This is a genomic window from Inquilinus sp. CAU 1745, from assembly GCF_039839375.1.
Classification (GTDB): Bacteria; Pseudomonadota; Alphaproteobacteria; order DSM-16000; family Inquilinaceae; genus JBDOQU01.
This window is the reverse complement of sequence record NZ_JBDOQU010000020.1, coordinates 1-26,307: the sequence shown is the minus strand read 5'-3', so window position 1 is coordinate 26,307 and position 26,307 is coordinate 1. Positions and strand designations below refer to the sequence as shown.

The following is a 26,307-nucleotide window of genomic DNA, read 5'->3' as shown; positions in this document are numbered from 1 at the left end:
GCCTTCCTTCAGGCGGCGCGGCTTTCGGCCGTGGCGTCCGACGCGCGCGCCACCGTCCTGGGGAACAGGAGGTCGATGAATTTCCGCGCCGTCGGCTGGGGCTCGTGATTGGCCAGGCCCGGACGTTCGTTCGCCTCGATGATGACGTAGTCGGCATCCTCCACGGACGGCACGAGGAAGTCCAGCCCCACGACCGGGATGTCCAGCGCCGCCGCCGCCCGGATGGCGGCGTCCGCCAGCACCGGGTGCAGCATGTCGGTCACGTCGTGGATGGTGCCGCCGGTATGGAGGTTCGCCGCCTTGCGGACGCGGATCGTCTCCCCCTCCGGCGGCACATCCTCCATCGAATAGCCGGCGGCGCGGACGCAGCGCTCCGTCTCCTCGTCCATCGGGATGCGGCTTTCGCCGCCGGTGGCCGCGGCGCGCCGGCGGCTCTGCCGGTCGATGAGCTGCGCCACCGTATGGCTGCCGGTGCCCACGATCTCCGCCGGCTTCCGGATCGCGGCGGCCACGACCTCCTGCCCGATGACGATGATGCGGAGATCCTCGCCCTTCACATAGCGCTGGAGGATCACCTGATCGGCGCTCCGCCCGGCGATCTCGATCGCCTGCTCCACATCCTCCGGCGTCTGGAGATCGACGCTGACGCCGACCCCCTGCTCCCCCCTCACCGGCTTCACGACCAGGGAGCCATAGCAGGCTAAGAAGGCTGCATTGTCCTCAGCCGATCCGGCGAATTGCTGGGCCGGCACCTCCAGCCCGGCCTGGGCGAGCAGGCGGCAGGTCACCGTCTTGTCGTCGCACCGGCTCATGGCGACGGCGGTCGTCAGTTCGGAAAGCGCCTCCCGGCAGACGATCGAGCGGCCGCCGAAGGCCAGGCGGAAATAGCCTTCCGCCGGATCGATGGGCTCCACCGCGATGCCGCGCCGCAGCGCCTCGTCTATGATGATCTGGGCGTAGGGATTGAATCCCTCCTCGATCGGCGGGCCGACATAGAGCCGTTCGTTGATCGAATTCCGGTTCTTCAGCGTGAAGACCGGCACTCTCTTGAAGCCGAGCTTCTCATAGAGCGCGACCGCTTCGGCATTGTCGTGCATCACCGACAGATCCATGAAGGCCCGGCCGCGCGCCTTGTAGCGTTCGGCCAGACGCCGGACCAGCGCCTCTCCGATTCCCGGCAGCGGCGCCTGCGGATCGACGGCGAGGCTCCAGAGCGAGGTGCCGTTGTCGGGGTCGCCGAAGGCGTGGCGGTGGTCCGCGCCCATCACGACGCCAAGCACCTCGCCCGTCGTCTCATGCTTGGCGACCAGGTAGCAGAGCTTGCGCGAATGCCGGCTCGCCCACAGGAAATCCTCATCCACCGTCATCATGCCGTGCTGGGCGTAGATGCGGTTGACGGCCGCTGCATCCTCCCGAGTGCGGACCGGCGTGATGACGAAGCCGGTCGGCATCCGCCGGCCCGGACGGTAGTCCGACATCCACAGCCGATAGGTATGGGAGGGGTCGAGGAACAGATCCTGCGGGGCCAGCGAGATCACGACATGGGGGTCGCGGACATAGAAGCCGACGTCGCGGCGGCCGGGCCGTTCGGAGCGCAGCGCGTCGGCCACCTTCTCCGGGGTCTCGAACGTGTGGCCGAAGATCAGCCGTCCCCAGCCGCAATCCAGCACGCTGTCCGGCTTCGGCATCAGGTCCGGCGGCAGTTCCTCCATCGGCTCATGCGAGCGCAGGGTGCCACCCCTCAGCCGATCCAGGCGATGCTGGCTCGCTTTCCATGGGCGCATCTAAACCTCCCCGATCGTCAGATGCCGTGATTCTGGAGCCACAGCTCCAGAAGGCCGACCTGCCACAGCTTCGATCCCCGAAGCGGCGTGATGTGGCTTTCCGGGTTCTGGAGCAGCATGTCGATATAAGCCGGCTGAAACAACCCGCGTTCCCTGGCCGCCTGTCCGGTCACGGCATCGCGCACCATGTCCAGCGTCTCGCCGCGCAGATATTTCAGCGCCGGCACGGGGAAATAGCCTTTCGGCCTGTCGATCACCTCCGACGGGATGACACGGCGGCCGACTTCCTTCAGGACGCCCTTGCCGCCCTGGGCCAGCTTCATCTCCGCCGGCATGCGCGCCGCCAGCTCCACCAGCTCATGGTCCAGGAAGGGCACCCGCGCCTCCAGGCTGGCCGCCATGGTCATGCTGTCGACGCGCTTCACCGGATCGTCGACCAGCATGATCTCGGTATCGATGCGCAGCGCCTTGTCGACCGGCCGGGCCGCGCCGGGGCGGTCGAAATGGCCTTCGATGAAAGCGCGGGCATGGTCGCCGCCGTGGAAGCGGGGATCGACGGCCTGGCGATATTCCTCATGATCCCGATCCATGAAGACGCGGGCGTAATCCGCCGCCGGATCGCGGCTTTCCAGCATCGGCGGATACCAGTGATAGCCACCGAACACCTCGTCCGCGCCCTGGCCGCTCTGCACCACCGTCACATGCTTCGCGACCTCCTGGGACAGCAGATAGAAGCCGATATTGTCGTGGCTGACCATCGGCTCGTTCATCGCGGCGATGCAGTTGGCCAGCTCCGGCAGCATGCGCTGGCTGTCGATGGACAGCTTGTGGTGGGTGGTGCCGAAATGGCTGGCGATCAGGTCGGAATACTGGAATTCGTCGCCGCGTTCGTTGCCCACCGTCTCGAACCCGATCGAGAAGGTGTTGAGGCCGTGCGCCCCCTGTTCGGCCAGCAGCCCGACGATCAGGCTGGAATCCAGCCCGCCGGACAGCAGCACGCCCACCGGCACGTCGGCGACCAGACGTCGCTTGACGGCGACCCGGAGCGCCTCCAGCACCCGATCCTCCCAGTCGGTCTCGGTCAGCCTCTCTTCTTCCGGCCGCGCGCCGTAATCGACCGACCAGTACCGCTTCTCCGTCATCGTGCCGTTCGGCTCCACGATCAGCAGCGAAGCCGGCGGCAGCTTGCGCACGCCGTTCAGGATAGTGTGCGGGGCCGGGACGACGGCATGGAAGCTCATGTAATAGTTGAGGGCGATCGGATCGATGTCGGTGTCGACCCCGCCGCCCTGGAGCAGCGCCGGCAGGGAGGAGGCGAAGCGCAGCCCGCCCGGCCGTTCGTTCAGATAGAGCGGCTTGATGCCCAGCCGGTCGCGGGCCAGCACCATGCGGCCGGATTCGCGCTCAAGGATCGCGAAGGCGAACATGCCGTGGAACCGCTCGACGCAGCGTTCGCCCCAGGCATGGTAGGATTTGAGGATGACTTCAGTGTCTCCGTGGGAGAAGAAGTCATAACCTTTCCCCTCAAGCTCCGCCCGCAACTCCTTGTAATTGTAGATCGCGCCGTTGAAGGCGATGGAGAGGCCCAGCTTCGAATCGACCATCGGCTGGGAGGAGGCGTCCGACAGGTCGATGATCTTCAACCGGCGATGGCCCAGCGCCGCACCGTCCCGGACGAAGAGCCCGCCGCCGTCCGGCCCCCGCGCCGTCATGGCCGCGCCGACCGGCGTCAGCGGCCCCGCATCCACCGGCCGGCCGTCGAACCGGATCTCACCATAGAGTCCACACATGGGCTCCGCCCCCTCGTCGCCGTGAATCGAAACAGGCCGCCGGACGCGCGCCGACGGAACGGCGATCGCGATACCGACAGCCCGTAATAACAAAGATCAACGCTGCATGTAGGAAGGCTTGCCTTTGGGTCAAGCCGGAGATCCCAAATACGATAGGCGAATCCGATGAATATTTGAGGCTTAGTTGAGAGAACAGATTTCAGTCCAGCAACGAAATATGACCAGCCTGACTAATCAGCATTCGAGAATATATTTTCAATATATGCAGCTTATCGTCTCTTCCTTTTGCGATGGAGAGGTAGAACATCCTCTTCGAGCATCAGTACCGGTCGCCATCCCTCATCGACCGCACCAAGCAGGCGGTGTCCTCGGCCTGTGAGGACATGGCCGCCGTCAACGCCCGGATCGAGGCCATATCGATCCGTTTGCGCGGCCCCGCCACGGGGGTAAGCCGCGCGACCGGCTTGCCGCGCCGGGTGATTTCGATCGACTCGCCCGCTTCGACACGGTCAAGAAGTTCGCCCAGATGCGCCCTGGCGTAGGTCAGATTGATCGTAGCCATGTCACCCTCCTGCCCCCCCCCCGCGATCTACCCGTCTTTCAGTTTCCTGACGGTAGCACGATAGAGGTTCAGGACATCTTCTTCGTCTTCATGATGGCCTTCCTTCACCCGCCACCGGCCGCCGACCATCACGTCGCGAACGGGGGTCGGGCCGGTGGCGGCGAAGATCAGGGCGTCCAGCAGGGCGTCGCCTTCGCGTTCCACCAGCGCCGGGTGGTCGGGGTCCAGCACCACGAAATCCGCGCGCGCGCCCTTCGCGATCCGGCCGATGTCGCGGCCCATCGCCTGCGCGCCGCCCGCCAGCGCCGCCCGGTAGAGGCCGGCGCCGATGGACGGGCCGTCCAGCCGCGTCACGGAGCGGCGCCGCAGCGTCAGCCGCTGGCCATATTCCAGCAGCCGAAGCTCCTCCGCCGGGTCGATCCCGATATGGCTGTCCGACCCGACGCCAAGCACGCCGTCGGCGGCAAGGTAGTCGGTCAGCGCGAAAAGCCCGTCGCCCAGATTGGCCTCCGTCGACGGGCAGAGGCCGGCGACCGCGTCGCTGGCGGCGAGGCCGCGCGTTTCCGCCGGGGTCATATGGGTGGCGTGGATCAGGCACCAGCGGCCGTCGACCGGCGCGTGGGCCAGCAGCCATTCGACCGGCCGCGCGCCGGACCAGGCGCGACAATCCTCCACCTCCCGCGTCTGTTCGGCGACATGGATGTGGATCGGCGCCATCCCGTCCTCCGCCCACGCCCCGGCGACCAGCTCCGCCAACTGCTCCGGCGCGACGGCGCGCAGGCTGTGCGGGGCGACGCCCAGACGGATGTTGGAATCATCGGCATGGGCCTTCCGAAGCTCCGCCACGATGGCGAGGATGCCGGCGGGCTCGTTCGCGAAGCGACGCTGACCGCCGGCAAGCTCCCTCCCGTCGAACCCGCCCTGGGCGTAGAGAACCGGCAGATGGGTGATGCCGATGCCGGCCCTGCGGGCGGCGGCGATGATTCGGCGCGACAGTTCCGCCGGGTCGTCATAGGGCGTCCCGTCCGGCGCGTTGTGGACGTAGTGGAACTCGCCCACCGCCGTGTAGCCCGCCTTCAGCATCTCAAGATAAAGCTGGGCGGCGACGGCCTCCATCTCCTCCGGCCCCAGCCGCCCGAGGAAGCGGTACATGAGGTCCCGCCAGGTCCAGAAATCGTCGGACGGGTTGGCGGCCGTCTCCGCAAGGCCGGCCATCGCCCGCTGGAAGGCGTGGGAGTGCAGGTTGGGCATTCCCGGAATGACCGGGCCGGCCAGCCTCTCCGCGCCATCGGCCTCGCCGCCCTTCGTGACGGCGGAGATCGCGCCATCTTCGCCGGTTTCGATCAGCACGTCGGAGGCCCAGCCGTCGGGCAGCAGCGCGGAGGGGGCGAGGTAGGCGGTCATGGCGGCTCCGTCCGTGGAAAGGACCCCTCACCCTCCCGCTTCGCGGGCCCCTCCCTCTCCCCTGAGGGGCGAGGGTGAGTTCAGTGAGGAGGATCGCCCCGGAGGTTGCCAGCGGATGGGCGGAGGGACAATAACTGTCGGAACGGAAGATGGGAGTTTCCCGATGTGGGATGCGCTGTGGCTGAACGGCCATCTGGCGACGATGGAGGGCGAGGCCGGGTACGGGATCGTCGAGGACGGGGCGATCGGCGTCGCGGACGGCAGGATCGCCTGGATCGGACGGCGGGCGGACCTTCCGGGCGCGGCGGAGACGCTGGCGGCGAGGGTCCATGACGCCGGGCGGGCCTGGATCACGCCCGGCCTGATCGACTGCCACACCCATCTGGTCCATGGCGGCGACCGGTCGCGGGAGTTCGCGCTGAGGCTGAAGGGCGCGAGCTATGAGGAGATCGCGCGGGCCGGCGGCGGCATCGTTTCCACCGTCGCGGCGACGCGCGCGGCTTCGGCGGACGAGCTTCTGGAAAGCGCGCTCCGCCGTCTTTCCTTCCTGCGCGCCGAAGGCGTGACGACGGTCGAGATCAAGTCCGGCTACGGGCTGGAGACCAAGACCGAGATCCGGATGCTGGAGGCCGCGGGGCGGGTGGCGGCGGAATCGGGCCTGCGCGTCCGCCGCAGCTTCCTGGGCGCGCACGCCGTCCCGCCGGAGTTCAAGGACGATCCCGACCGCTATATCGACCTGGTGTGCGAGGAGATGATCCCGGAGATCGCGCGGCGCGGGCTGGCCGATGCGGTCGATGCCTTCGGGGAGACGATCGCCTTCTCGCCCGAGCAGGTGGCCCGCGTGTTCGAGGCCGCGGCGGCGCACGGGCTGCCGGTGAAGCTGCACGCCGACCAGCTTTCCGACCAGCGCGGCGCGGCGCTGGCCGCCCGGTTCGACGCGCTGTCCGCCGACCATCTGGAATATACCAGCGCAGATGGCGTGGCGGCGATGGCGGCGGCCGGCAGCGTCGCGGTGCTGCTGCCCGGCGCGTTCTACTTCCTGCGGGAGACTCAGGCCCCGCCGGTGGCGGCGTTCCGGGAAGCCGGCGTGCCGATGGCGGTGGCGACAGACTGCAATCCCGGCAGCGCGCCGGTCAGTTCCCTTCTGGCCACGATGAACATGGCGAGCGTTCTGTTCCGCCTGACGCCGGAGGAGGCGCTGGCCGGGACGACGCGGAACGCGGCAAGGGCGCTGGGGCTGGCCGGGGAATGCGGCCGGCTGGCGGTGGGGCTGGCGGCAGACCTGGCGCTGTGGTCGGTCGGCCATCCCGACGAGCTGGCCCACCGGCTGGGCTTCAACCCCTGCGTCGGCGTGGCGATCGGCGGGCGACGCATCCGTTGACAGGGGCCCTTTCGGGGCCACAATGGCGGCCCTTTCGAAATCGGGTCCGCCCGGGAACCGGCGCGGCCCTGTCACGTTGACGTTTACGTAAACGTAAATTACTGATCGATCCTGTCGGAAAGCGAAGGAGAGGCGTTTCCCATGAAGATCCTCGTGCCCGTGAAGCGGGTGATTGACTACAATGTGAAGGTCCGGGTGAAGGCCGACGGCTCCGGGGTCGACCTGGCGAACGTCAAGATGTCGATGAACCCGTTCGACGAGATCGCGGTCGAGGAAGCGGTCCGCCTGAAGGAGGCCGGCACGGCGACTGAGGTCGTGGCCGTGTCGCTGGGCGTGCAGCAGGCGCAGGAGACGCTGCGCACGGCGCTGGCGATGGGGGCCGACCGCGGCATCCATGTGCTGAGCGACGAGATCCTGGAGCCGCTGGCCGTCGCCAAGATGCTGAAGGCCATCGTCGACGAGGAGAAGCCGGACCTGGTGATCCTGGGCAAGCAGGCGATCGACGATGACAGCAACCAGACCGGCCAGATGCTGGCCGCCCTTCTGGGCTGGGGCCAGGGCACCTTTGCCTCCAAGGTCGCGGTGGCCGACGGGGCTGTGACGGTGACCCGCGAGATCGATGGCGGGCTGGACACGGTGAAGCTGAAGCTGCCGGCGATCGTCACCACCGACCTGCGCCTGAACGAGCCGCGCTACGCCTCCCTGCCCAACATCATGAAGGCGAAGAAGAAGCCGATCGACCAGAAGAGCCCGGCCGATCTGGGGGTCGACCCCTCCCCGCGCCTGACGGTGCTGAAGGTGGCCGAGCCGCCGAAGCGCCAGGGCGGCGTCAAGGTCGGCTCCGTCGCGGAGCTTGTCGACAAGCTGAAGAACGAAGCCCGCGTGATCGGGTAAGGAGACCGAAAGATGAGCATTCTGGTCATAGCCGAACACGACAATGCCGCGATCAAGCCGGCGACGCTGAACACCGTCGCCGCCGCTAGGGAAATCGGCGGCGACATCCATGTGCTGGTCGCCGGCAAGGGCTGCGCCGGCGCGGCGGAGGCGGCCGCCAAGATCGACGGCGTCGCGAAGGTGCTGACGGCCGACGATCCGGCGCTGGACCATGCGCTGGCGGAGAACCTGGCGCCGGTGATTGCCGATCTGGCGAAGGGGTACGGCCACGTGCTGGCGCCCGCCACGACCTTCGGCAAGAATGTGATGCCGCGCGTCGCGGCGCTGCTGGACGTGCAGCAAATCTCCGACATCACCGGCGTGGAATCGGCCGACACCTTCGTCCGGCCGATCTATGCCGGCAACGCCATCGCGACCGTGCAGTCCGCCGACCCGATCAAGGTGGTGACGGTGCGCGCGACCGCGTTCGACGCCGCGCCGGCCGAAGGCGGATCGGCGGAGACAGCGACCGTCGAGGCCAAGGGAGATTCGGGCCTTTCCAGCTTCGTCGGCGCTGAGCTTTCGGAAAGCGCGCGGCCGGAACTGACCGCCGCCCGGGTCATCGTCTCCGGCGGGCGCGGGCTGGGATCGGCCGAGAACTTCAAGATCCTGGACGGCGTCGCCGACAAGCTGGGGGCGGCCATCGGCGCGTCCCGCGCGGCGGTCGACGCCGGCTATGTGCCCAACGACTACCAGGTCGGCCAGACCGGCAAGGTGGTCGCGCCGGAGCTTTACATCGCCGTCGGCATCTCCGGCGCGATCCAGCATCTGGCGGGCATGAAGGATTCGAAGGTGATCGTGGCGATCAACAAGGACGAGGAAGCGCCGATCTTCCAGGTCGCCGATTACGGGCTGGTCGGGGACCTGTTCAAGATCGTCCCCGAACTGGACGCGGAACTGGCGAAGGTCCTGTAGGGGATCGCCGGGGCGGCGGGCAGCCGTCGCCCCTTTTCGCCTCACCCCGCCGCGAACTGCGCCTTGATGAGGTCGGTCAGGCGGGCGACAGGGGCGCTTGGCGTGCTGTCGGCGCTGTAGAGCTGCAATTCGGCGGGCGGCAGGGCGGGAAAGCCTTCTGCCGGCGTCAGGATTCGCCAATGGGGCGGCACGGTGCGGCGGGAGGTGATGGTGACCGCGCCACGATCCTCCACCGCGATGCGGATGCCCGTGGGGCTCTGGCTGGTATAGACGACGCGCCATTCCCGCCCGCCGCCGGCCAGCGCCTCCGTCCCGCGCGCCCGGTAGGGGCAGCTTTTCGGGTAGAGCACCAGCGGCAACGGCCGGTCGGCGCAGGCGGCGGGATCGAAATCCGGGCCGGCGACCCAGACGATCTCCTCCAGGCACAATGTCACGCCGGTGCCCAGCGCGGCGTGGCGGATGCCGACGACAAGGTCCAGATCGCCCTCCTCCAGCCGGCTCAACAACTCCCACGTCATGTCGCAGCGTATGTCGCAGCGCACACGCGGATGGTCCGCCTCGAACCGGCGCAGCAGGCCTGGCAGGAACAGTTCGGCATAGTCGTTGGGCATGCCGACGCGGACCACGACCTCCCCCAGCGCGGGATTGACCGCCGCCGCCGCCTCCCCGTGCAGGCGCAGGATGCGGCGGGCGTAGATCAGGAAGTCGCCGCCCTGGCGGGTCAGCGCCACCCGTCGGCGCGTGCGGTCCAGCAGCCGGCAGTCCAGCATCGATTCCAGCCGGCCGACCTGGAGGCTGACAGCCGACTGGGTGCGCCCGACGCGCAGCGCGGCGGCAGTGAAGCTGGAGGTTTCCGCCACCGCGACGAAGGTGCGGAGCAGCGCGGTTTCGAGGTTCGGGATCATGGGAATCACTTATGAGGAAAGCTCATCGAGACAATCGAATAAACTCGTTTCTATCATGAATTCCACCGGCATAGGGTCCGGCCATCGATTTTCACCAACGAAGAAGGGCCGAACCCCATGAACATGATGACCGCGAAATTCGCCGACGCCGGACGCAACGATCTGGACGATCTGGTCGATCTGGCGCGCTATCCGATCCATGAGGAGGGCTCTCCCCGGCTGGCGGAGCTGATCGCCGCGACACGGGCCGAGCTGGAGCGCGACGGGTGCAGCGTCTTGCCGGGATTCCTGACGGCGGCGGGGCTGGAGCGCGCGCGGGAGGAAGGAAGCCGCATGGCGCCCAAGGCGTTCTTCCAGAAGCTGATGTGCAACCTCTACAACAGCGCGCCGGACCCGACCCTGCCGGAAGGCGACCCGCGCACCCTGTTCTTCGAGCGGACCAGCGGCTTCGTCACCCGCGACATGATCCCGGCCGACGCTGCGATCCACCGGATGTACGTCGCGCCGGCCATGAAGGGCTTCGTCGCCCGCTGCATGGACGAGCCGGAAATCTACGAATACGCCGACCCGTTCGCCGGGCTGGTGTTCAACGTGCTGCCGCCGGGAACCCAGCAGCCCTGGCACTACGACACCAATGAGTTCATCACCACCATCATGACCCAGGAGGCCGAGGATGGGGGCGCGTTCCAGTACTGTCCGGGCATCCGCGCGCCGGGGGACGAGAATCTGGAGGGCGTGGGCCGGCTGCTGCGCGGCGAGGACACGAGCGCGCTGAAGGTCCTGGACCTCCGCCCCGGCGATTTGCAGCTCTTCAAGGGCCGCTACGCGCTGCACCAGGTATCCCGCGTCGGCGGCGGCCGGGAGCGGCACACCGCCGTCCTGGGCTACGCCACTAAGCCTGGGCTGGTCGGCCCCTTGGAGCGGACGCGGCAGCTCTACGGCCGGGTGTCGGAAGCCCACATCCTGGCGGAGCGGGCGCTGCAGCAATCGACGGACGGGCTGATCCGATGAGCGGACATGCTCCCCTGCCCGGCCCCCTCCCCGTTCCGAACGAGCGACGGCTGGACCTGGAGCGGCTGGCGCGGCTGCGCGAGCAGGTCCGGGCGCATGATTGCGGGGCCGTGCTGCTCTACGACCCGACCAACATCCGCTACGCCACCGGCGTCAGCAACATGCAGGTCTATTCGCTGCACAACCCCTGCCGCTATGTCTTCGTGCCGGCGGAGGGACCGGTGGTCCTGTTCGACTTCTTCGGCTGCGAGCACCTGTCCGCCGGCAAGGCGGCGGTGGACGAGGTGCGGCCCGCCGTGAGCTGGTACCATTTCATCGTCGGCGACCGGGTGCGGGAGAAGGCGGCGCAATGGGCGGCGGAGATCGCCGACCTTGTCACGGCCCATGGCGCGGGCAACCGCCGGATCGCGGTCGACCGGCTGGACCCCGCCGGCCTGTGGGCGCTGGAGGCGCTGAACGTCCAGGTCGCCGACGGGCAGGAGGTCGCCAACCACGCCCGCCGGATCAAGACGCCGGAGGAGATGCTGGCGATCCGCGCCGCCGTCGCCAATTGCGAGACCGGGATGCGCCGGATGGCCGACGCGCTGCGGCCCGGCATCACCGAACTGGCGCTGTGGTCCCACCTGCACCAGTCGAACATCGAGATGGGCGGTGAGTGGATCGAGACGCGGCTCCTGACCTCCGGCCCCAGGACCAACCCCTGGTACCAGGAATGCTCAGACCGGGTGATCGAGGATGGCGACATCGTCGCCTTCGACACCGACCTGATCGGCGCCTACGGCTATTCGGCCGATATCTCCCGAAGCTGGGTCGCGGGGGACGGCAGGGCGGGCGACGAGCAGAGGCGGCTCTACGAGGCGGCGTTCGACCAGGTGACGTCGAACATCCTCCTGTTCCGCCCCGGCGCGACGTTCGAGGAGATCGCCATGGCGGGCCGTCAGCTTCCCGAACGCTACCGCGACCAGACCAACAGCGCGCTGGCCCACGGGATCGGCCTCTGCAACGAATACCCGCTGATCGTGAACCGGCAATATTGGGAGGATGGCGGGATCGACGGCGCGGTGGAGGCCGGGATGGTCTTCTGCGTGGAGAGCTTCGCCGGCGAGAAGGGCGGCCGCGAAGGCGTGAAGCTGGAGCAGCAGATCCTGGTCACGGAGACGGGTCCGGAGCTTCTGTCCACTCACCCGCTGGAGGAAACGCTGATGTGAGGGGGTGGGGGTCTAGGCAAGCGGGGCGGCGGTTCCTATAACCGTCCCGGTTTTGAGATTCCCGCTTCGACTGGTGATCCCGATTGGCTGACGGTTCCCCCTCCCCCACGCGCGGCGCGCTTTCGGGCCTGAAGGTTCTGGACATGACCCGCATCCTGGCGGGGCCGAGCGCGACGCAGATTCTGGGCGACCTTGGCGCCGACGTGGTGAAGGTCGAGCGGCCGGGCGTCGGCGACGACACCCGCAAATGGGGGCCGCCCTACCTGACTGACGCCGATGGCGGGGACACCACGGAAAGCGGCTATTACCTTTCCGCCAACCGCAACAAGCGCAGCCTGGCGATCGACTTCACGATTCCGGAGGGCGCGGCACTGATCCGCCGGCTGGCCGGCGAGGCCGACGTTCTGGTGGAGAATTACAAGGTCGGGAACCTGGATCGTTACGGACTCGGATACAAGCAACTGAAATCCGAGTTGCCGGGACTGATCTACTGCTCCATCACCGGGTTCGGCATGACCGGCCCCTACGCCAGCCGCGCGGGATACGATTTCCTGATCCAGGCGATGGGCGGGATCATGAGCATTACCGGCGTCCCGGACGGGGAGCCGATGAAGATCGGCGTCGCGGTCGCGGACCTGATGACCGGCATGTACGCCACGGTCGGCATCCTGGCGGCGCTGAACCATCGGCGGGAGACCGGCGAGGGCCAGCATATCGACCTGTCGCTGCTGGACGCCCAGGTGGCCATGCTGAACAATGCCGGCCAGTATTTCCTGACCGCCGGCGCGCCGCCCGCCCGGTTCGGCAACGGCCATCCGATGATCGTGCCCTATCAGGCGTTCCGGGCGGCCGACCAGCACATCATCCTGGCGGTCGGCAATGACGGGCAGTTCGCGAAATTCTGCGCCGCCGCCGGGCGGGACGATCTGGCCGCCGATCCGCGCTTCGTCCGCAACGCCGACAGGGTGCGGAACCGGGAGGTGCTGATTCCCATCATCGCCGGACTGATCGCGGAGCGGCCGAGCGCGTTCTGGCTTTCCGAACTGGAGGCGCGAGGCGTGCCCTGCGGGCCGATCAACGACATCGCGCAGGTCTTCGCCGACTCCCAGGTGATCGCACGGGAGATGAAGGTCGCGATCGACCATCCGGCGGCCGGCCGCAAGATCGACCTGATCGCCAGCCCGTTGAAGATGAGCGCGACACCCGCAACGCTGACCCGCCACCCGCCGATGAACGGCGAGCATTCGGCGGCGATCCTGGCGGACTGGCTGGGCATGGAGGGCGGGGAGATCGCCGCGCTGGAAGGAAGAGGCGTGATCGCGGGACGGGAGAAGGCATGATGCGCCGGTGGCGTTCCGGGACCCGTCTGCCTATAGTCGCGCTTTAATGACCTTGACCGAATCCCCCGCCTTCGCGCGGCGACACCTCCTTGGCATCGAGGAGCTGAGCGCCGCGGAGATAGCCTGCCTGCTCGACGTCGCGGACGGCTATGTCGAGCAGAACCGCCGTCCCGACAAGAAGACTGCGCTGCTGCGCGGCCGGGCGGTTATCAATCTTTTCTTCGAGAATTCAACGCGGACGCGCACGTCTTTCGAGCTTGCCGGCAAGCGGCTGGGGGCCGACACGATCAACATGTCGGTCGGCGCCAGCTCCATCAAGAAGGGCGAAACGCTGATCGACACGGCGATGACGCTGAACGCGATGCATCCCGACGTGCTGGTCGTCCGCCACCCCGATTCGGGCGCGGTGAAGCTTCTGTCGGAGAAGGTGCGCGGCGCGGTCATCAATGCCGGCGACGGCAGCCACGAACACCCGACCCAGGCGCTGCTGGACGCGCTGACGATCCGCCGCCGGCTGGGCCGGCTGGAAGGGCTGACGGTGGCGATCTGCGGCGACGTGCTGCACAGCCGCGTCGCCCGGTCCAACATCCATCTGCTGAACATCATGGGCGCGCGGGTGCGCGTGGTGGCGCCGCCGACGCTGGTTCCCAGCGACGCGGAGCGGCTGGGCGTTGAGATCTTCCACGATATGAGAAAGGGCCTGAAAGACGCTGATATCGTTATGATGCTGCGTCTTCAACAGGAGCGGATGAACGGCAGCTACGTGCCGTCGACGCGGGAATATTTCCGCTTCTTCGGCCTGACCTACGAGGTGCTGGAGCATGCCCGGCCGCACGCGCTGATCATGCATCCGGGGCCGATGAACCGGGGTGTGGAGATCGATTCCGAAGTGGCCGACGATATCCATCGCAGCGTGATCCTGGAACAGGTGGAGTTGGGCGTCGCCGTCCGGATGGCGTGCCTGGACCTGCTGATGCGGGCGCGCGGCAATGAGGGGGTCGCGGCATGACCGGCCACCGCACCGCCTATCTGAACGCGCGGCTGATCGATCCGGCGACGGGGCTGGATGCGCGTGGCTCGCTGCTGGTCGAAGAGGGCAGGATCGCCGACCTGGGACCGCGCCTGTTCGCCGACGGCGCGCCGGCCGATTCCGAGATCGTGGAGTGCGGCGGCAAGGTGCTGGCGCCGGGACTGGTCGACATGCGCGCGAGTCTGGGCGAGCCCGGGCACGAGCATAAGGAGACGATCGCCAGCGCCGGCCGCGCGGCGGCGGCGGGCGGCGTCACCGCCATCGCCTGCCTGCCCGACACCGACCCGCCGATCGACAGCGAGGCCGTGTTGCAGTTCGTGACCGGACGGGCGCGGAAGGCGAAGCTGGCGAAGATCTACCCCTATGCCTGCCTGACGCGCGGCGCGAAGGGGGAGGATCTGGCGGAGCTGGGGCTGCTGGCCGAAGCCGGGGCCGTCGCGTTCACCGACGGCAGGCGGGCGGTGGGCGACGCGCTGGTGATGCGCCGGGCGCTCAGCTACGCGACCGCCTTCGACCTTCTGATCGTGCAGCACCCGGAGGAGCCGGCGCTGGCGCGGGGCGGGGTGATGAACGCGGGGGAGATCGCCACGCGGCTGGGGCTGGCGGCGATCCCGCCCCAGGCAGAGGTGATGCTGATCGAGCGCGACCTGCGGCTGCTGGAGATCGCCGGCGGGCGCTACCATGTCGCCCATATCTCGACCGCCGCTTCGGTGGAGGCGATCCGGCAGGCCAAGCGTCGCGGGCTTTCCGTCACCTGCGACACCGCCCCGCCCTATTTCGCGCTGACCGAGGTCGATGTCGGCGATTATCGCACCTTCGCGCGGCTGTCCCCGCCCCTGCGGAGCGAACTGGACCGGCGGGCGGTGGTGGAGGGGCTGGCGGATGGCACGATCGATGTCATCGCCAGCGACCACACGCCCCACGACCAGGATTCCAAGCGCCTGCCCTTCGCGATGGCGGAGCCTGGGATCGTCGGGCTGGAGACGCTGCTGCCGCTGGCGCTGGAGCTTTACCACCAGGAGCGGCTGTCGCTGATCGACCTGCTGTCGAAGCTGACGGTCGCACCGGCGGGCCTGCTGAAGATTCCGGCCGGACGGCTGGCGAAGGGTGCGGCGGCGGACCTGACGCTGTTCGACCCGGACGAGCCCTGGAAGATCGATGTCGATTCCTTCCAGGGCAAGTCCCGCAATTCGCCTTTCGACAAGCGGCCGGTGATGGGCCGGACGTGGCGCACGGTCGTCGACGGCCGGACGGTCTTCCAGCGGGAGACGGCCGATGCCTGACCCCACCTGGCCGTTCTATGCGGCGGCGCTTCTGGGATACCTGCTGGGATCGATCCCGTTCGGGCTGGTGCTGGCGCGGATGGCCGGCTATGGCGACATAAGGAAGATCGGGTCGGGCAATATCGGCGCGACCAACGTTCTGCGCACCGGCAACCGGCCGCTGGCGCTGGCGACGCTGCTGCTGGACAGCGCCAAGGGCGCGATAGCCGTGCTGATCGCGGCGCAGTTCGGCCCGACGACGGCGGTGCTGGCCGGGGGCGCGGCGATGGTGGGCCATGTCTTTCCCGTCTGGCTGGGCTTCAAGGGCGGCAAGGGCGTGGCGACGGCGCTGGGCACGCTGCTGGCGATCGCGCCGGCGGTGGGGGCTCTGGCCTGCCTTACCTGGCTGGTCGTCGCGCTCATCTTCCGCATCTCATCTCTCGCGGCGCTGGTCGCCATCGTCGCCGCGCCGGCCTATGCCTACCTGCTGAGCGGCTTCCCTGTCGCGGGCGCTTATTGGGCCGATCCCCAGCGGGCGGGGCTGGCGGCGTTCATCGCGATATTGGTCGTGATCCGCCACCACGCCAACATCCGCCGCCTGCTGAGGGGCGAGGAGCCGAGGATCGGGAAAGCGAAGCCGCCCGCCGGGGCATAGAGGAATCCGCGCGGCGTCGACGAACGCCGGGACCGTGCTCGTTCCCGCCCTGTCGGGAATGACCAACCGGAAAAACCTCATGGTGAGCCTGTCGAACCATGCGGGCACGGACGCTTCGACAAGCTCAGCGTGAGGCCAATCCAGAAGATATCCGGCTACTGGGTGACGGGACGGATCTGCATCTCCACCCTGCGGTTGGCCTGACGGCCGGCCTCGGTTTCGTTGGTCATGATCGGGAAGCTCTCGCCAGCGCCGCGCGGCAGGATGCGCTGCCGCGCCACGCCGTTGGCGACCAGGAAGTTGGCCACCGAATTGGCGCGTTCCTCCGACAGGCGCTGGTTGTAATCGAAGTCCCCTGTCGAATCGGTATGGCCGGTGACGTCGATGACCGTCTGGTCGTACTTGGCCAGCGTGCTGGCCACCTGGCTCAGCGAGCCGATGAATTGCGGCTGGATGTCGTACTGGTCGAACCCGAAGGTCACGTCGGCGGGAAGCTGGACGTAGAGCACGTCGCCCTGCCGCTGGACCGTCGCGCCGGTGCCCTGGAGATCCTGGGTAAGCTGCGCCTGCTGGTTGTCCATATAGGCGCCGACCGCCCCGCCGAGCAGCGCCCCCGCCCCGGCCCCGATCAGCGCACCGCGCCCGCGTTCGTCATCGTCGATGATGGCGCCGGCGGCGGCCCCGCCGACCGCGCCGATGCCGGCGCCGGTCAGGGTGCGGTTGGGCTGCCCCCCCGTCTGGCACGCGGCCAGCGCGAGCGGCGCCAGCGCAACCAGCGGAAGAATGCGATTCCTCGTCCAAGCGGCCATGGTCGTTTTCCTTTTTTGGCTTGTTCCCGAAGAGTGATCCGCCCCCTGCCTACCGGACGATTGCGGCAATTTTGTTCCGGAAGGATGACGAGCGGCGAGGGGGCAGCGTCACGCTGATGCTTCCCATGGATTGACGACGGTCACGCCCGTGGGCTGAAAGTCAGCGACATTGCGGGTGACAATCGCCATGCCATGCACGAGCGCCGTGGCGGCGAGGAGCGCGTCACGCTCGCCACGCTTGTCGGGGACGTGCAGCCGCGCGCAACGCTGCGCCACAACGGTATCGACGGGCAGCGTCCGGTCGAAAAATTCGGGCAATACGTGCTGGTCCAACCACGAACGGAGCATGGCGCCCTGGGCGGCGTCCTTCCGTTCGATCAGCAGGACGCCAAGTTCAAGCTCCATGACGGAAATGACGGACATATAGAGGTCGGAGGCATCGACCCTTTCGGAGAAAGCCGCGACGTTCGGGTCGGCCTTGCCAAGCCGCACCTTTCGCAGTTCGGATATGACGTTGGTGTCGAGGACGTACATCATGAAATGTCAGCCGGCCTGGTCCCGATGGCCATGCGCGGCGGATCGAACTCGATGTCCGCGATCCCCGGCATCGCCAGCGAATCGGCGATGTTGCGATGTTGTTTCGCAAGTCTCTGGTATTCCTCGATGCTCAACAGCACATGCGCCGGCTTGCCGCGATCGGTGATGAACACGGGTCCGTTCCTCGCCGCCTTCTTGGCGCGGGTGACATCCTGGTTCAGTTCTCGACTGGACAGGGTCGTGATGGTCATCGCCGCACCTCCGGCATGATATCGATCACGTAGGTATGTTACTACCCAACTTGGAGATTGACCAGAACCACTTCGTTCTGCAAGCGTTCCGGCATGATTCAACCGAGACGCGCATTATCGGATTCCGAGCGGCGGGATTGGCTTCGGCTGATCCGGACGGAGCATGTCGGCCCGATCGCCTTCCGCATCCTGCTGCGCCGCTGCGGCGACGCCGGCGCGGCGCTGGACGCGCTGCCGGAGATGGCCCGCTTCGGCGGGCAGCGCGGGGCGAAGCCCTTCGGTCGCGCGGAGGCCGACCGGGAGATGGAGGCGGTCGAGCGGCTGGGCGGCCGGATGATCGCGCTGTGCGAGCCGGACTATCCGCCGATGCTGGCGGCCATCGAGGACGCCCCGCCGGTGATAACGGTGCTGGGCGACGCTTCCCTGCTTTCCCGGCCGCAGGTGGGAATCGTCGGCGCCCGCACCGCGTCCACCAACGGCAGGCGGTTCGCCGAGACGCTGGCGCGCGATCTGGGCCAGGAGGGGATGGTCGTCGCCTCCGGCCTGGCGCGGGGAATCGACGCGGCGGCCCATGCGGGCGCGCTTCCGACCGGCACGGTGGCGGTCGTCGGCGGTGGCGTCGACGCGGTCTATCCGGCGGAGAACCGGGCGCTGCACGAGCGGATCGCGGCCGAAGGCGCCATCGTCGCGGAGCAGGCGCTGGGCGTCCAGCCCAAGGCCCGCCACTTCCCGCGCCGCAACCGCCTGATCTCCGGCCTGTCGCGCGGGATCGTTGTGGTCGAAGCGGCATTGCGGTCGGGATCGCTGATCACGGCCCGGATGGCGGCCGAACAGGGGCGCGAGGTGTTCGCCGTCCCGGGCTTCCCCGGCGACCCGAGGGCGGAGGGCGGCAACCGGCTGATCCGCGAGGGGGCGACGCTTATAAGGTCCGCCGCCGACGTGCTGGAGGATTTAGCCGGCATCGGGGCATCCTTCGCCGAAACCGGCGGCGATTATGGCGTCGATGCGCCCGATCCGGCCGAGCCCGGCGCGCTGGAGCAGGCGCGATCGGCGGTGACCGGCCGCCTCTCCCCGTCCCCGACGCCGGTTGACGAACTGGTCCGGGACTGCCAATTGTCTGCTTCGGCGGTGCTGACCGCGCTGCTGGAGCTGGAACTCGCCGGTCGGATCGAGCGGCAGCCCGGCAACCGCGTCGCGCTTGTCGGAACGACATAACGGACGCGATTCCGGCCGGAACGGCCGGCCATCCGCGCATTTTCTAGAAACCTTACCGACGCGAGGACCCCTTGCCGGGCGAAAATCTGGTCATCGTCGAATCCCCGGCGAAAGCCAAAACCATCAACAAGTATCTGGGCGGCGGTTTCACCGTCCTGGCCAGCTACGGCCATGTCCGCGACCTGCCGCCGAAGGACGGGTCGGTGCGGCCGGACGAAGATTTCGCGATGGACTGGGAGCCGGGCGACCGGTCGAAGAAGCATATCGACGCCATCGCCAAGGCGGCGAAGGACGCCGGCACGATCTATCTGGCGACCGATCCGGATCGCGAGGGCGAGGCGATCTCCTGGCATGTCCAGGAGATCCTGAAGGGCAAGCGCGGGCTGGCTAAGGCCGATTTCCAGCGCGTCACCTTCAACGAGATCACCAAGTCCGCGGTGCTTGAGGCGATGGCGAGCCCGCGCGACATCAACCGGGAGATGGTGGACGCCTATCTGGCGCGGCGCGCGCTGGACTATCTGGTGGGCTTCACCCTGTCGCCCGTCCTGTGGCGGAAGCTGCCGGGTTCGAAATCGGCCGGGCGGGTGCAATCGGTCGCGCTGCGGCTGGTCTGCGAGCGCGAGGCCGAGATCGAGGGCTTCAAGCCGCGCGAGTTCTGGTCGATCGAGGCGGTCTTCCGCACCGCCGACGGATCGGAATTCACCGCGCGCCTGACCCATCTGGACGGCCGCAAGCTGGACAAGTTCGGCCTGCCGGACGAGGCGAGCGCGAAGGCGGCCGCCGCGCGCATCGAGGCCGGGACCTTCGCGGTCCAGTCGGTCGAGAGCAAGCAGGTCCGGCGCAACCCCTATCCGCCCTTCACCACCTCCACCCTGCAGCAGGAAGCCTCGCGCAAGCTGGGCTTCGGCGCGTCGCAGACCATGCGGACGGCCCAGAAGCTGTATGAAGGCGTGGACGTGGGCGGGGAGACGGTCGGCCTCATCACCTATATGCGGACCGACGGCGTGACGCTCGCGCAGGAGGCCATCGCCCAGGCGCGCCGCGTGATCGGCCAGACTTTCGGCGACGCCTACGTGCCCGGCAGCCCGCGCGTCTACAAGTCCAAGGTCAAGAACGCGCAGGAGGCCCACGAGGCGATCCGGCCGACCGACCTGTCCCGCCATCCCGACAAGCTGCCCCGGCATCTGGACCGCGACCAGCACCGGCTTTACGAGCTGATCTGGAAGCGGACCATGGCCTGCCAGATGGAAAGCGCCGTGCTGGACCAGGTGGCGGTCGACGTGGCGGCCGGGGACGGGTCGGTCGTGCTTCGGGCGACGGGATCGATCGTGAAGTTCGACGGCTTCCTCAAGGTCTATGAGGAAGGAAGGGACGATCCCGCCGACGACGAGGACGGCGCGGGCAAGCGCCTGCCGCCGGTCGGCAAGGGCGACGCCGTCGACCGGCGGACGGTGAAGCCCGAACAGCATTTCACCCAGCCGCCCCCGCGCTATAGCGAAGCCAGCCTGGTCAAGACGATGGAGGAACTGGGCATCGGCCGTCCCTCCACCTACGCCAGCATCCTCCAGGTGCTCCAGGACCGGGAATATGTGCGGCTGGAGAAGAAGCGGTTCCACCCCGAGGATCGCGGCCGTCTGGTGACCGCCTTCCTTCAGAGCTATTTCAACCGTTATGTCGAATACGACTTCACGGCGAACCTGGAAGAGCAGCTCGACGACATCTCCGGCGGGCGGATCGACTGGAAGACCGTGCTGCGCGACTTCTGGCAGGCCTTCCACGCCGCGATCGAGGGCACCAAGGACCTGACGATCAGCCAGGTCATCGAGACGCTGGACGAGGAGTTGGGGCCGCATTTCTTCCCACCCCGCCCGGACGGGTCGAACCCGCGCGCCTGCCCGTCCTGCCAGAGCGGCAGGCTGGGGCTGAAGCTGGCGCGCAACGGCGCGTTCATCGGCTGCTCCAACTATCCCGAATGCCGGTTCACCCGGCCGCTGGAAGTGATCGACGAGAACGCGGCGGAGGAGGCGGCGGCCTATCCGCGCGCGCTGGGCGACGACCCGGAGACGGGCCTGCCGGTCAGCCTGCGCAAGGGACCCTACGGGTTCTACGTACAGCTTGGCGAAGGGGAGAACGGGGCCAAACCCAAGCGCGCCTCGCTGCCCAAGGGGCTGCCGCCGGACGATGTCGATCTTGAGAAGGCGCTGGCCCTGCTGGCGCTGCCCCGGGACGTCGGAACCCATCCGGAGACCAAGGAGACGATCACCGCCGGCATCGGCCGCTACGGCCCCTATCTGAAGCATGGCGGGGCCTACAAGTCCCTGGCGGCGGACGACGACGTGCTGACCATCGGCATGAACCGGGCGGTGGAGCTTCTGGCCGATGTCAGGCAGCGCCCGGTGGCCGAGCCCCTGCGGGAACTGGGACCGCACCCCAAGGACCAGGAGACGATCAACGTCTTCAAGGGTCGCTACGGCCCTTATGTGCGGCACGGCAAGGTGATGGCGTCTCTGCCGAAATCGGTGGAGGTCGACCAGATCACGCTCGACCAGGCGGTGGAGCTTCTGGACGCCAAGGCGGCCAAGGGCGGCGGCAAGAAGGGCGGAGCCCGAAAGGCCGCCCCGAAAAAGACCACCGCGAAAAAAGCCCCGGCGAAGAAAGCCGGCGCTTCCAAAGCCACGACGGCGAAGGCCGGGACCGCGAAAGCTTGAGCAGGAAGAAGCCCCCCTTCCCCACCCGGGAGCAGGTGGCGGCGTTCGTCCGGGAAAGCCCGACGCCGGTCCACAAGCGGGAGATCGCGCGCGCCTTCCACATCACCGGCGATGACCGGCTGGCGCTGAAGGAGATGATTCGCGACCTGGAGGATGACGGGGTGCTGGAGCGCGGACGCGGCCGCAGGATGGCCCCGCCTTCCGCCCTGCCCGCCGTCGCCGTCGTGGTGGTGACCGGGACGGATTCGGATGGCGAGGTGCTGGCTCGGCCGCTGCGCTGGGAAGGCCCCGGCGCGCCGCCGGTCATCTTCATGGCGCCGGAGAAGCGCGGCCATCCGGCGATGGGCGAAGGCGACCGGGCGCTGGCCCGGCTGCGGCGGCTGGATGACGGCGCCTATGAGGGGCGCACCATCAAGCGGCTGGGCGAGACCGGCGAAGGCGCGGTCCGCGTCGTTGGAATCTATGAGGCGAAGAAGGATGGCGGGACGGTCCATCCGGCCGACAAGCGCCGGCGGGGCAGCCTCCACATCGCGCCGGAGGATGCCGGCGGGGCCGCTAACGGCGAACTGGTCGTTGTCGAGACGGTGGAGGAAGGCAGGCGAGGGCCGCGCCGGCTGGCGATCGTGGACAGGCTGGGCGACGCCGGCCATGCAAGCGCCATCAGCCTGATCGCCCTTCACGCGGCGGAGATCCCGGTCGACTTCCCCCGGGAGGCGGTGGAACAGGCCGAGGCGGCCGGTCCCGCCGGGCCGGAGGGCCGCACCGACCTTCGGGACATTCCCTTCGTCACCATCGACGGCGCGGACGCGCGGGATTTCGACGACGCCGTCTGGGCCGAATCCGATTCCGACCCGAAGAACGAAGGCGGCTGGCATCTGATGGTGGCGATCGCCGATGTCGCCCATTACGTCACGCCGGGATCGCCGCTGGACCGGGAGGCGTTCCGGCGCGGCAATAGCTGCTATTTCCCCGACCGCGTCGTGCCGATGCTGCCGGAGGCGCTGTCCAACGGGCTCTGCTCCCTGCGGCCGGACGAGGACCGGGCGTGCCTGGCGGTTCATCTGTGGATCGACGCGCAAGGATGGCTGCGCCGGCACCGCTTCGCGCGGGGGCTGATGCGGTCGGCCGCCCGGCTGACCTATGAGCAGGTGCAGGCGGCGCGGGACGGGAACCCGGACGATCTGACGGGGCCGCTGCTGACGCCCGTCCTTGAACCGCTCTATGGCGCCTACGACGCGCTGCTGAAGGCGCGGCGCAAGCGCGGGACGCTGGATCTGGACCTGCCGGAGCGGACCATCCAACTGGATTCGGAAGGCGAAGTCGCCGGCATCGGCGCGCGGGCGCGGCTGGACAGCCATCGGCTGATCGAGGAATTCATGATCGCCGCCAATGTCGCGGCGGCGGAGACCCTGGAGGGCAAGGGCACGCCCTGCCTGTTCCGCGTCCATGACGAGCCCGACCCGGCGCGGCTGGAGGCGCTGCGCCAGTATCTGGCGCCGATGGGCTATCGGCTGGCCAAGGGCCAGGTGGCGCGGCCGCGCATGTTCACCCAGATCCTGGACCAGGCCGAAGGCAAGCCGGAGGCGGAAACGGTCAGCGAGATGGTGCTGCGAAGCCAGGCGCAGGCGGTCTACAGCCCCGACAATCTGGGCCATTTCGGGCTCGCCCTGCCCCGCTACGCCCATTTCACCTCCCCCATCCGGCGCTATGCCGACCTGACGGTCCATCGCGGGCTGATCCGGCAGTTGCGACTGGGGGACGATGGCGCGCCGGACGAGGAACTGGCGCGGCTGGAGGCGATCGGCGAGCATATCTCCTTCACCGAGCGACGGGCCGCGCAGGCCGAACGGGACGCGACCGACCGCTATGTCGCGGCCTACCTGTCCTCCCGCGTGGGAGAAGTCTTCGCCGGCAAGATCAGGGGCGTGACCCGGTTCGGCCTGTTCGTGACGCTGGACGAGACCGGCGCGGACGGGCTGGCGCCGATCGGCAGCCTGCCCGACGACTATTACGATCATGACGAGGCCGCGCACGCCCTGATCGGCCGCCGCTGGGGCCGGGTCTACCGGCTGGGAACGCGGGTCAAGGTCAGGCTGACGGAGGCCAACCCGCTGACCGGCAGCACGCTGGTGACGTTGATGCCCGGCGAAGGCGAAGACGCATCCGGCCAGGCCCCGCCGGGCCCGGGAAAGAAGCGGTGGGGGAAACCAAAGCCCTCGCCCAAGCGTACTATCAAGGCGGGGCGGGCGAAATCCGGCGGCAAACGCAGCCGATAACCCTCTCCGCGTCGAGACCGCTGATTCCGGCGGCCACCTCCCCGGCTTTGTGTCCTTTGAGCAACGGTCGTGGGATGAATGCAACGGAGGGCCGCTCCGCGTCGCGCGCCGCTTATGCGAACCGGCTGCCGTGGAGTATGATTCCCACTAGATCGGCGACGATGAAACAGGCGCGCCCCGGCGGCCAAGGAGGTCGCACAACATGAGCGAAAAACTGCGCGCGATGAAAAGCCGGGTGACGCGGCTGGGCCTGGTGCTGGTGCTGGTGGGCGGCTGTTCGCTGACCACCACCGCCGAAGCGCCGGTCGATCCGGACGGCCCGCTTTCGGCGTCCGTCTTCTCCGTCGGCTACGGCCGGATGGACGACATCTATCTGCGCGAGGTCGATCTACACCAGCTCTCCACCAAGGGCCTTCAGGGCCTGTCGGCGATCGATCCGGCGCTGGGCGCGTTCGCGGAGGATCAGGCGATCGTCCTGACCGTGGGGAACCGGGCGACGGCCGTGTTCGAGATTCCGGCCCCGCACGATGCGGGAGCCTGGGCCTCCCTGCTGATCCGCGCCATCGAACATGGCAAGACCGAATCCCCGGCGCTGCGGCAGGCCGGCAGCGACCGCATCTATGAGGCGGTCTATCACGGCATACTGGCGGAGCTTGACCCCTATTCCCGCTATGTCGGTCCGAAGCAGGCGGCGGAGCAGCGGGCCTTTCGCGACGGCTATGGCGGCGTAGGACTGCTGCTGGCCTATGACGATGAGGGCCGGCCTGTGGTCCAGAACGTCTATCCCGAGACGCCGGCGTCCGCCGCCGGAGTCGAGGAAGGATCGATCATCCTGGCGGTCGATGGCGTGCCGGTGGAGGATTTCGGGGCGGAGAACATCGGCGCGCGCCTGCGCGGCCGGCCCGACAGCACGGTCGCGATGACCGTGGAGACGCCCTCCGGCGCGATCCTGACCCATGATCTGAAACGGGAGATGGTGGTCCCCAACCTGGTCGAGACGCGGTACGAGGACGATGTCGCCATCCTCGACGTGTCTGGCTTCAACACCGCGACCGACGCCGATTTCTCCGAGGCGCTGCGTGTGGCGGTGGAGACGCTGGGTCCCTCGGCGGAAGGGATCATCCTGGACCTTCGCGGCAATCCGGGCGGGCTGCTGGGCCCGTCCGTGGCCGTGGCCGACGCCTTTCTGGTCGGCGGCGAGGTGATCTCGACCCGCGGCCGGCACCCCGACAGCCACCAATATTTCGACGCCGATTCGGTCGATCTGGCCCATGGGCTGCCGCTGATCGTGCTGGTCGACGGCCAGTCGGCCTCCGGCGCGGAGGTGGCGGCCGCCGCCCTTCAGGACACCGGCCGGGCGGTGGTGGTCGGCGCGTCCTCCTACGGCAAGGGCAGCGTCCAGACGGTGACGCGGCTGCCCAATGGCGGGGAGCTCTACCTCACCTGGGCGCGCATCTATTCGCCAAAGGGCTATACGCTGGACGAGCAGGGCGTGATGCCGACGATCTGCACCAGCAACGGCGCGACGAGCGCGCGGGAGATTCTCGGCGATTTCCGTGAGGGTGATCTGGCGATCCCGGCGGCGCAGCTCGATCTGCGTCGCGCGGCGCCCGACGATGAGGAGGCGCTGATGCTGCTGCGCGCCGCCTGCCCATGGCGCGCCCATGAAGGGGAACTGGACGTGGCCGTCGCCAAGGCACTGCTGGAGGATGGCGGGCTTTATGGCCAGGCGCTGGCGGCCGTGGAAAGCCCGACGCTGGCGCAGCGCTAGATTCAATAAGTTGGTATTCCGATTCAGCCAACGGATGGTCCCCATCCGTCGGCATCGGAACACTAGCCGGCCTCTCCTCTTTGCTTGACAGCAACGCCGGGGACGCTATGGTGCGCCGCTCCACGCGGTCCGCCTTGGGCCGCGAACGAATTTTTTTGGGACCAGGACGATGGCGAAAGCGGCAACCGTTAAGATCCGGATGGTGAGCACCGCCGACACCGGTTTCTTCTATGTCACCAAGAAGAACCCGAAGACGACGACCGACAAGCTCACGCTGAAGAAGTACGACCCGAAGGCGCGCAAGCATGTCGAGTTCAAGGAAGCCAAGATCAAGTAACGGCTCCCTGCTCAGCATTTGCGCGAAAGGCCGCCATCTGGCGGCCTTTTTTTAACCCCCTCACCCTCCCGCTTCGCGGGCCCCTCCCTCTCCCACAAGGGGCTACGGCATTCACACATCTTTGGTTGAGTGGCGTTGGATGATCTGATTCTCTGGGTTTGATTGGGATTGGAGGATTGGACGATGGAGACGTCGCTGGGGCGGTTTGGTGACCGCCGCCTGG

22 protein-coding genes are annotated in these 26,307 nt (G+C 68.1%); 14 read left to right on the top strand and 8 right to left on the bottom strand.

Annotated elements, in window-relative coordinates:
* Nucleotides 1-8 precede the first annotated feature (8 nt).
* From ngg to AAFN89_RS18890, 4 genes are all read right to left on the bottom strand, one after another.
* A complete protein-coding gene (ngg, locus tag AAFN89_RS18905; protein ID WP_347540775.1) occupies nt 9-1,784 on the bottom strand; it encodes an N-acetylglutaminylglutamine synthetase in 1,776 nt (591 codons plus the stop codon).
* Nucleotides 1,785-1,801: 17 nt separating this feature from the next.
* Nucleotides 1,802-3,574, bottom strand: a complete 1,773-nt coding sequence (locus tag AAFN89_RS18900) for an N-acetylglutaminylglutamine amidotransferase (protein ID WP_347540774.1) — start codon at nt 3,572-3,574, stop codon at nt 1,802-1,804.
* 319 nt (nt 3,575-3,893) lie between these two features.
* Complete coding sequence (locus AAFN89_RS18895) at nt 3,894-4,136, bottom strand: type II toxin-antitoxin system Phd/YefM family antitoxin (RefSeq protein WP_347540773.1); 243 nt, start codon at nt 4,134-4,136, stop codon at nt 3,894-3,896.
* Nucleotides 4,137-4,163: 27 nt separating this feature from the next.
* Complete coding sequence (locus AAFN89_RS18890; protein ID WP_347540772.1) at nt 4,164-5,540, bottom strand: formimidoylglutamate deiminase; 1,377 nt, start codon at nt 5,538-5,540, stop codon at nt 4,164-4,166.
* A gap of 163 nt (nt 5,541-5,703) precedes the next feature.
* Here AAFN89_RS18890 and hutI point away from each other — a divergent pair, with 163 nt between their 5' ends.
* The 3 genes from hutI to AAFN89_RS18875 all read left to right on the top strand — a co-directional run bounded on the left by hutI (nt 5,704) and on the right by AAFN89_RS18875 (nt 8,769).
* Nucleotides 5,704-6,921 carry an imidazolonepropionase gene (gene hutI, locus AAFN89_RS18885; RefSeq protein WP_347540771.1) on the top strand — a complete coding sequence of 406 codons (1,218 nt, stop codon included), beginning with the start codon at nt 5,704-5,706 and terminating at the stop codon, nt 6,919-6,921.
* 141 nt (nt 6,922-7,062) lie between these two features.
* Nucleotides 7,063-7,815 (top strand): electron transfer flavoprotein subunit beta/FixA family protein, encoded by a 753-nt coding sequence (locus AAFN89_RS18880; protein WP_347540770.1) that lies wholly within the window; start codon nt 7,063-7,065, stop codon nt 7,813-7,815.
* Nucleotides 7,816-7,827: 12 nt separating this feature from the next.
* A complete protein-coding gene (locus AAFN89_RS18875) occupies nt 7,828-8,769 on the top strand; it encodes an FAD-binding protein (protein WP_347540769.1) in 942 nt (313 codons plus the stop codon).
* Between the two features lie 41 nt (nt 8,770-8,810).
* Here the strand turns inward: AAFN89_RS18875 and AAFN89_RS18870 are convergent, their stop codons facing one another.
* Nucleotides 8,811-9,674: a LysR substrate-binding domain-containing protein gene (locus AAFN89_RS18870; protein ID WP_347540768.1), complete on the bottom strand. Its 864-nt coding sequence runs from the start codon at nt 9,672-9,674 to the stop codon at nt 8,811-8,813.
* 117 nt (nt 9,675-9,791) lie between these two features.
* On the opposite strand from AAFN89_RS18870, the gene AAFN89_RS18865 reads away from it, so the two are divergent.
* From AAFN89_RS18865 to plsY, 6 genes are all read left to right on the top strand, one after another.
* The gene (locus AAFN89_RS18865; protein ID WP_347540767.1) at nt 9,792-10,685 is read left to right on the top strand and encodes a hypothetical protein; all 894 of its coding nucleotides are present in this window, start codon (nt 9,792-9,794) and stop codon (nt 10,683-10,685) included.
* Nucleotides 10,682-11,893, top strand: coding sequence for a Xaa-Pro peptidase family protein (locus AAFN89_RS18860; RefSeq protein ID WP_347540766.1), 1,212 nt, complete (start codon nt 10,682-10,684; stop codon nt 11,891-11,893). The genes AAFN89_RS18865 and AAFN89_RS18860 overlap by 4 nt, the downstream gene beginning before the upstream one ends.
* An 83-nt stretch (nt 11,894-11,976) precedes the next feature.
* Nucleotides 11,977-13,233 carry a CaiB/BaiF CoA-transferase family protein gene (locus AAFN89_RS18855; protein WP_347540765.1) on the top strand — a complete coding sequence of 419 codons (1,257 nt, stop codon included), beginning with the start codon at nt 11,977-11,979 and terminating at the stop codon, nt 13,231-13,233.
* A 52-nt stretch (nt 13,234-13,285) separates the two neighbouring features.
* The gene (locus tag AAFN89_RS18850) at nt 13,286-14,242 is read left to right on the top strand and encodes an aspartate carbamoyltransferase catalytic subunit (protein ID WP_347540764.1); all 957 of its coding nucleotides are present in this window, start codon (nt 13,286-13,288) and stop codon (nt 14,240-14,242) included.
* Nucleotides 14,239-15,546 (top strand): dihydroorotase, encoded by a 1,308-nt coding sequence (gene pyrC, locus AAFN89_RS18845; protein WP_347540763.1) that lies wholly within the window; start codon nt 14,239-14,241, stop codon nt 15,544-15,546. Before AAFN89_RS18850 ends, pyrC begins: the two co-directional genes overlap by 4 nt.
* Nucleotides 15,539-16,180 (top strand): glycerol-3-phosphate 1-O-acyltransferase PlsY, encoded by a 642-nt coding sequence (plsY, locus tag AAFN89_RS18840; RefSeq protein WP_347540762.1) that lies wholly within the window; start codon nt 15,539-15,541, stop codon nt 16,178-16,180. Before pyrC ends, plsY begins: the two co-directional genes overlap by 8 nt.
* Before the next feature lie 155 nt (nt 16,181-16,335).
* Here the strand turns inward: plsY and AAFN89_RS18835 are convergent, their stop codons facing one another.
* The 3 genes from AAFN89_RS18835 to AAFN89_RS18825 all read right to left on the bottom strand — a co-directional run bounded on the left by AAFN89_RS18835 (nt 16,336) and on the right by AAFN89_RS18825 (nt 17,777).
* Complete coding sequence (locus tag AAFN89_RS18835) at nt 16,336-16,989, bottom strand: OmpA family protein (RefSeq protein ID WP_347540761.1); 654 nt, start codon at nt 16,987-16,989, stop codon at nt 16,336-16,338.
* A 108-nt stretch (nt 16,990-17,097) separates the two neighbouring features.
* The gene (locus AAFN89_RS18830) at nt 17,098-17,523 is read right to left on the bottom strand and encodes a type II toxin-antitoxin system VapC family toxin (RefSeq protein WP_347540835.1); all 426 of its coding nucleotides are present in this window, start codon (nt 17,521-17,523) and stop codon (nt 17,098-17,100) included.
* Nucleotides 17,523-17,777 carry a type II toxin-antitoxin system Phd/YefM family antitoxin gene (locus AAFN89_RS18825; protein ID WP_347540760.1) on the bottom strand — a complete coding sequence of 85 codons (255 nt, stop codon included), beginning with the start codon at nt 17,775-17,777 and terminating at the stop codon, nt 17,523-17,525. Before AAFN89_RS18825 ends, AAFN89_RS18830 begins: the two co-directional genes overlap by 1 nt.
* A gap of 93 nt (nt 17,778-17,870) precedes the next feature.
* On the opposite strand from AAFN89_RS18825, the gene dprA reads away from it, so the two are divergent.
* The 5 genes from dprA (at nt 17,871) to rpmG (ending at nt 26,084) form a co-directional block, all read left to right on the top strand.
* On the top strand, nt 17,871-18,992 hold the full coding sequence (gene dprA, locus AAFN89_RS18820; protein WP_347540759.1) for a DNA-processing protein DprA: 1,122 nt from the start codon (nt 17,871-17,873) through the stop codon (nt 18,990-18,992).
* Nucleotides 18,993-19,063: 71 nt separating this feature from the next.
* Nucleotides 19,064-21,700, top strand: a complete 2,637-nt coding sequence (gene topA / locus AAFN89_RS18815) for a type I DNA topoisomerase (protein WP_347540758.1) — start codon at nt 19,064-19,066, stop codon at nt 21,698-21,700.
* Nucleotides 21,697-23,976, top strand: a complete 2,280-nt coding sequence (gene rnr, locus AAFN89_RS18810) for a ribonuclease R (protein WP_347540757.1) — start codon at nt 21,697-21,699, stop codon at nt 23,974-23,976. Before topA ends, rnr begins: the two co-directional genes overlap by 4 nt.
* A gap of 202 nt (nt 23,977-24,178) precedes the next feature.
* Entirely contained in the window at nt 24,179-25,747 is a 1,569-nt protein-coding gene (locus AAFN89_RS18805; RefSeq protein WP_347540756.1) for a S41 family peptidase, read from the top strand.
* A gap of 169 nt (nt 25,748-25,916) precedes the next feature.
* Entirely contained in the window at nt 25,917-26,084 is a 168-nt protein-coding gene (gene rpmG / locus AAFN89_RS18800) for a 50S ribosomal protein L33 (protein WP_347540755.1), read from the top strand.
* The last annotated feature ends 223 nt before the right edge of the window (nt 26,085-26,307 follow it).

Bases quoted from the DNA above. Each gene is read 5' to 3' on its own strand.
- ngg (WP_347540775.1), bottom strand. From the start codon at position 1,784: ATGCGCCCATGGAAAGCGAGCCAGCATCGCCTGGATCGGCTGAGGGGT.
- AAFN89_RS18900 (WP_347540774.1), bottom strand. From the start codon at position 3,574: ATGTGTGGACTCTATGGTGAGATCCGGTTCGACGGCCGGCCGGTGGAT.
- AAFN89_RS18895 (WP_347540773.1), bottom strand. From the start codon at position 4,136: ATGGCTACGATCAATCTGACCTACGCCAGGGCGCATCTGGGCGAACTT.
- AAFN89_RS18890 (WP_347540772.1), bottom strand. From the start codon at position 5,540: ATGACCGCCTACCTCGCCCCCTCCGCGCTGCTGCCCGACGGCTGGGCC.
- hutI (WP_347540771.1), top strand. From the start codon at position 5,704: ATGTGGGATGCGCTGTGGCTGAACGGCCATCTGGCGACGATGGAGGGC.
- AAFN89_RS18880 (WP_347540770.1), top strand. From the start codon at position 7,063: ATGAAGATCCTCGTGCCCGTGAAGCGGGTGATTGACTACAATGTGAAG.
- AAFN89_RS18875 (WP_347540769.1), top strand. From the start codon at position 7,828: ATGAGCATTCTGGTCATAGCCGAACACGACAATGCCGCGATCAAGCCG.
- AAFN89_RS18870 (WP_347540768.1), bottom strand. From the start codon at position 9,674: ATGATCCCGAACCTCGAAACCGCGCTGCTCCGCACCTTCGTCGCGGTG.
- AAFN89_RS18865 (WP_347540767.1), top strand. From the start codon at position 9,792: ATGAACATGATGACCGCGAAATTCGCCGACGCCGGACGCAACGATCTG.
- AAFN89_RS18860 (WP_347540766.1), top strand. From the start codon at position 10,682: ATGAGCGGACATGCTCCCCTGCCCGGCCCCCTCCCCGTTCCGAACGAG.
- pyrC (WP_347540763.1), top strand. From the start codon at position 14,239: ATGACCGGCCACCGCACCGCCTATCTGAACGCGCGGCTGATCGATCCG.
- plsY (WP_347540762.1), top strand. From the start codon at position 15,539: ATGCCTGACCCCACCTGGCCGTTCTATGCGGCGGCGCTTCTGGGATAC.
- AAFN89_RS18835 (WP_347540761.1), bottom strand. From the start codon at position 16,989: ATGGCCGCTTGGACGAGGAATCGCATTCTTCCGCTGGTTGCGCTGGCG.
- AAFN89_RS18830 (WP_347540835.1), bottom strand. From the start codon at position 17,523: ATGTACGTCCTCGACACCAACGTCATATCCGAACTGCGAAAGGTGCGG.
- AAFN89_RS18825 (WP_347540760.1), bottom strand. From the start codon at position 17,777: ATGACCATCACGACCCTGTCCAGTCGAGAACTGAACCAGGATGTCACC.
- dprA (WP_347540759.1), top strand. From the start codon at position 17,871: ATGATTCAACCGAGACGCGCATTATCGGATTCCGAGCGGCGGGATTGG.
- AAFN89_RS18805 (WP_347540756.1), top strand. From the start codon at position 24,179: ATGAGCGAAAAACTGCGCGCGATGAAAAGCCGGGTGACGCGGCTGGGC.
- rpmG (WP_347540755.1), top strand. From the start codon at position 25,917: ATGGCGAAAGCGGCAACCGTTAAGATCCGGATGGTGAGCACCGCCGAC.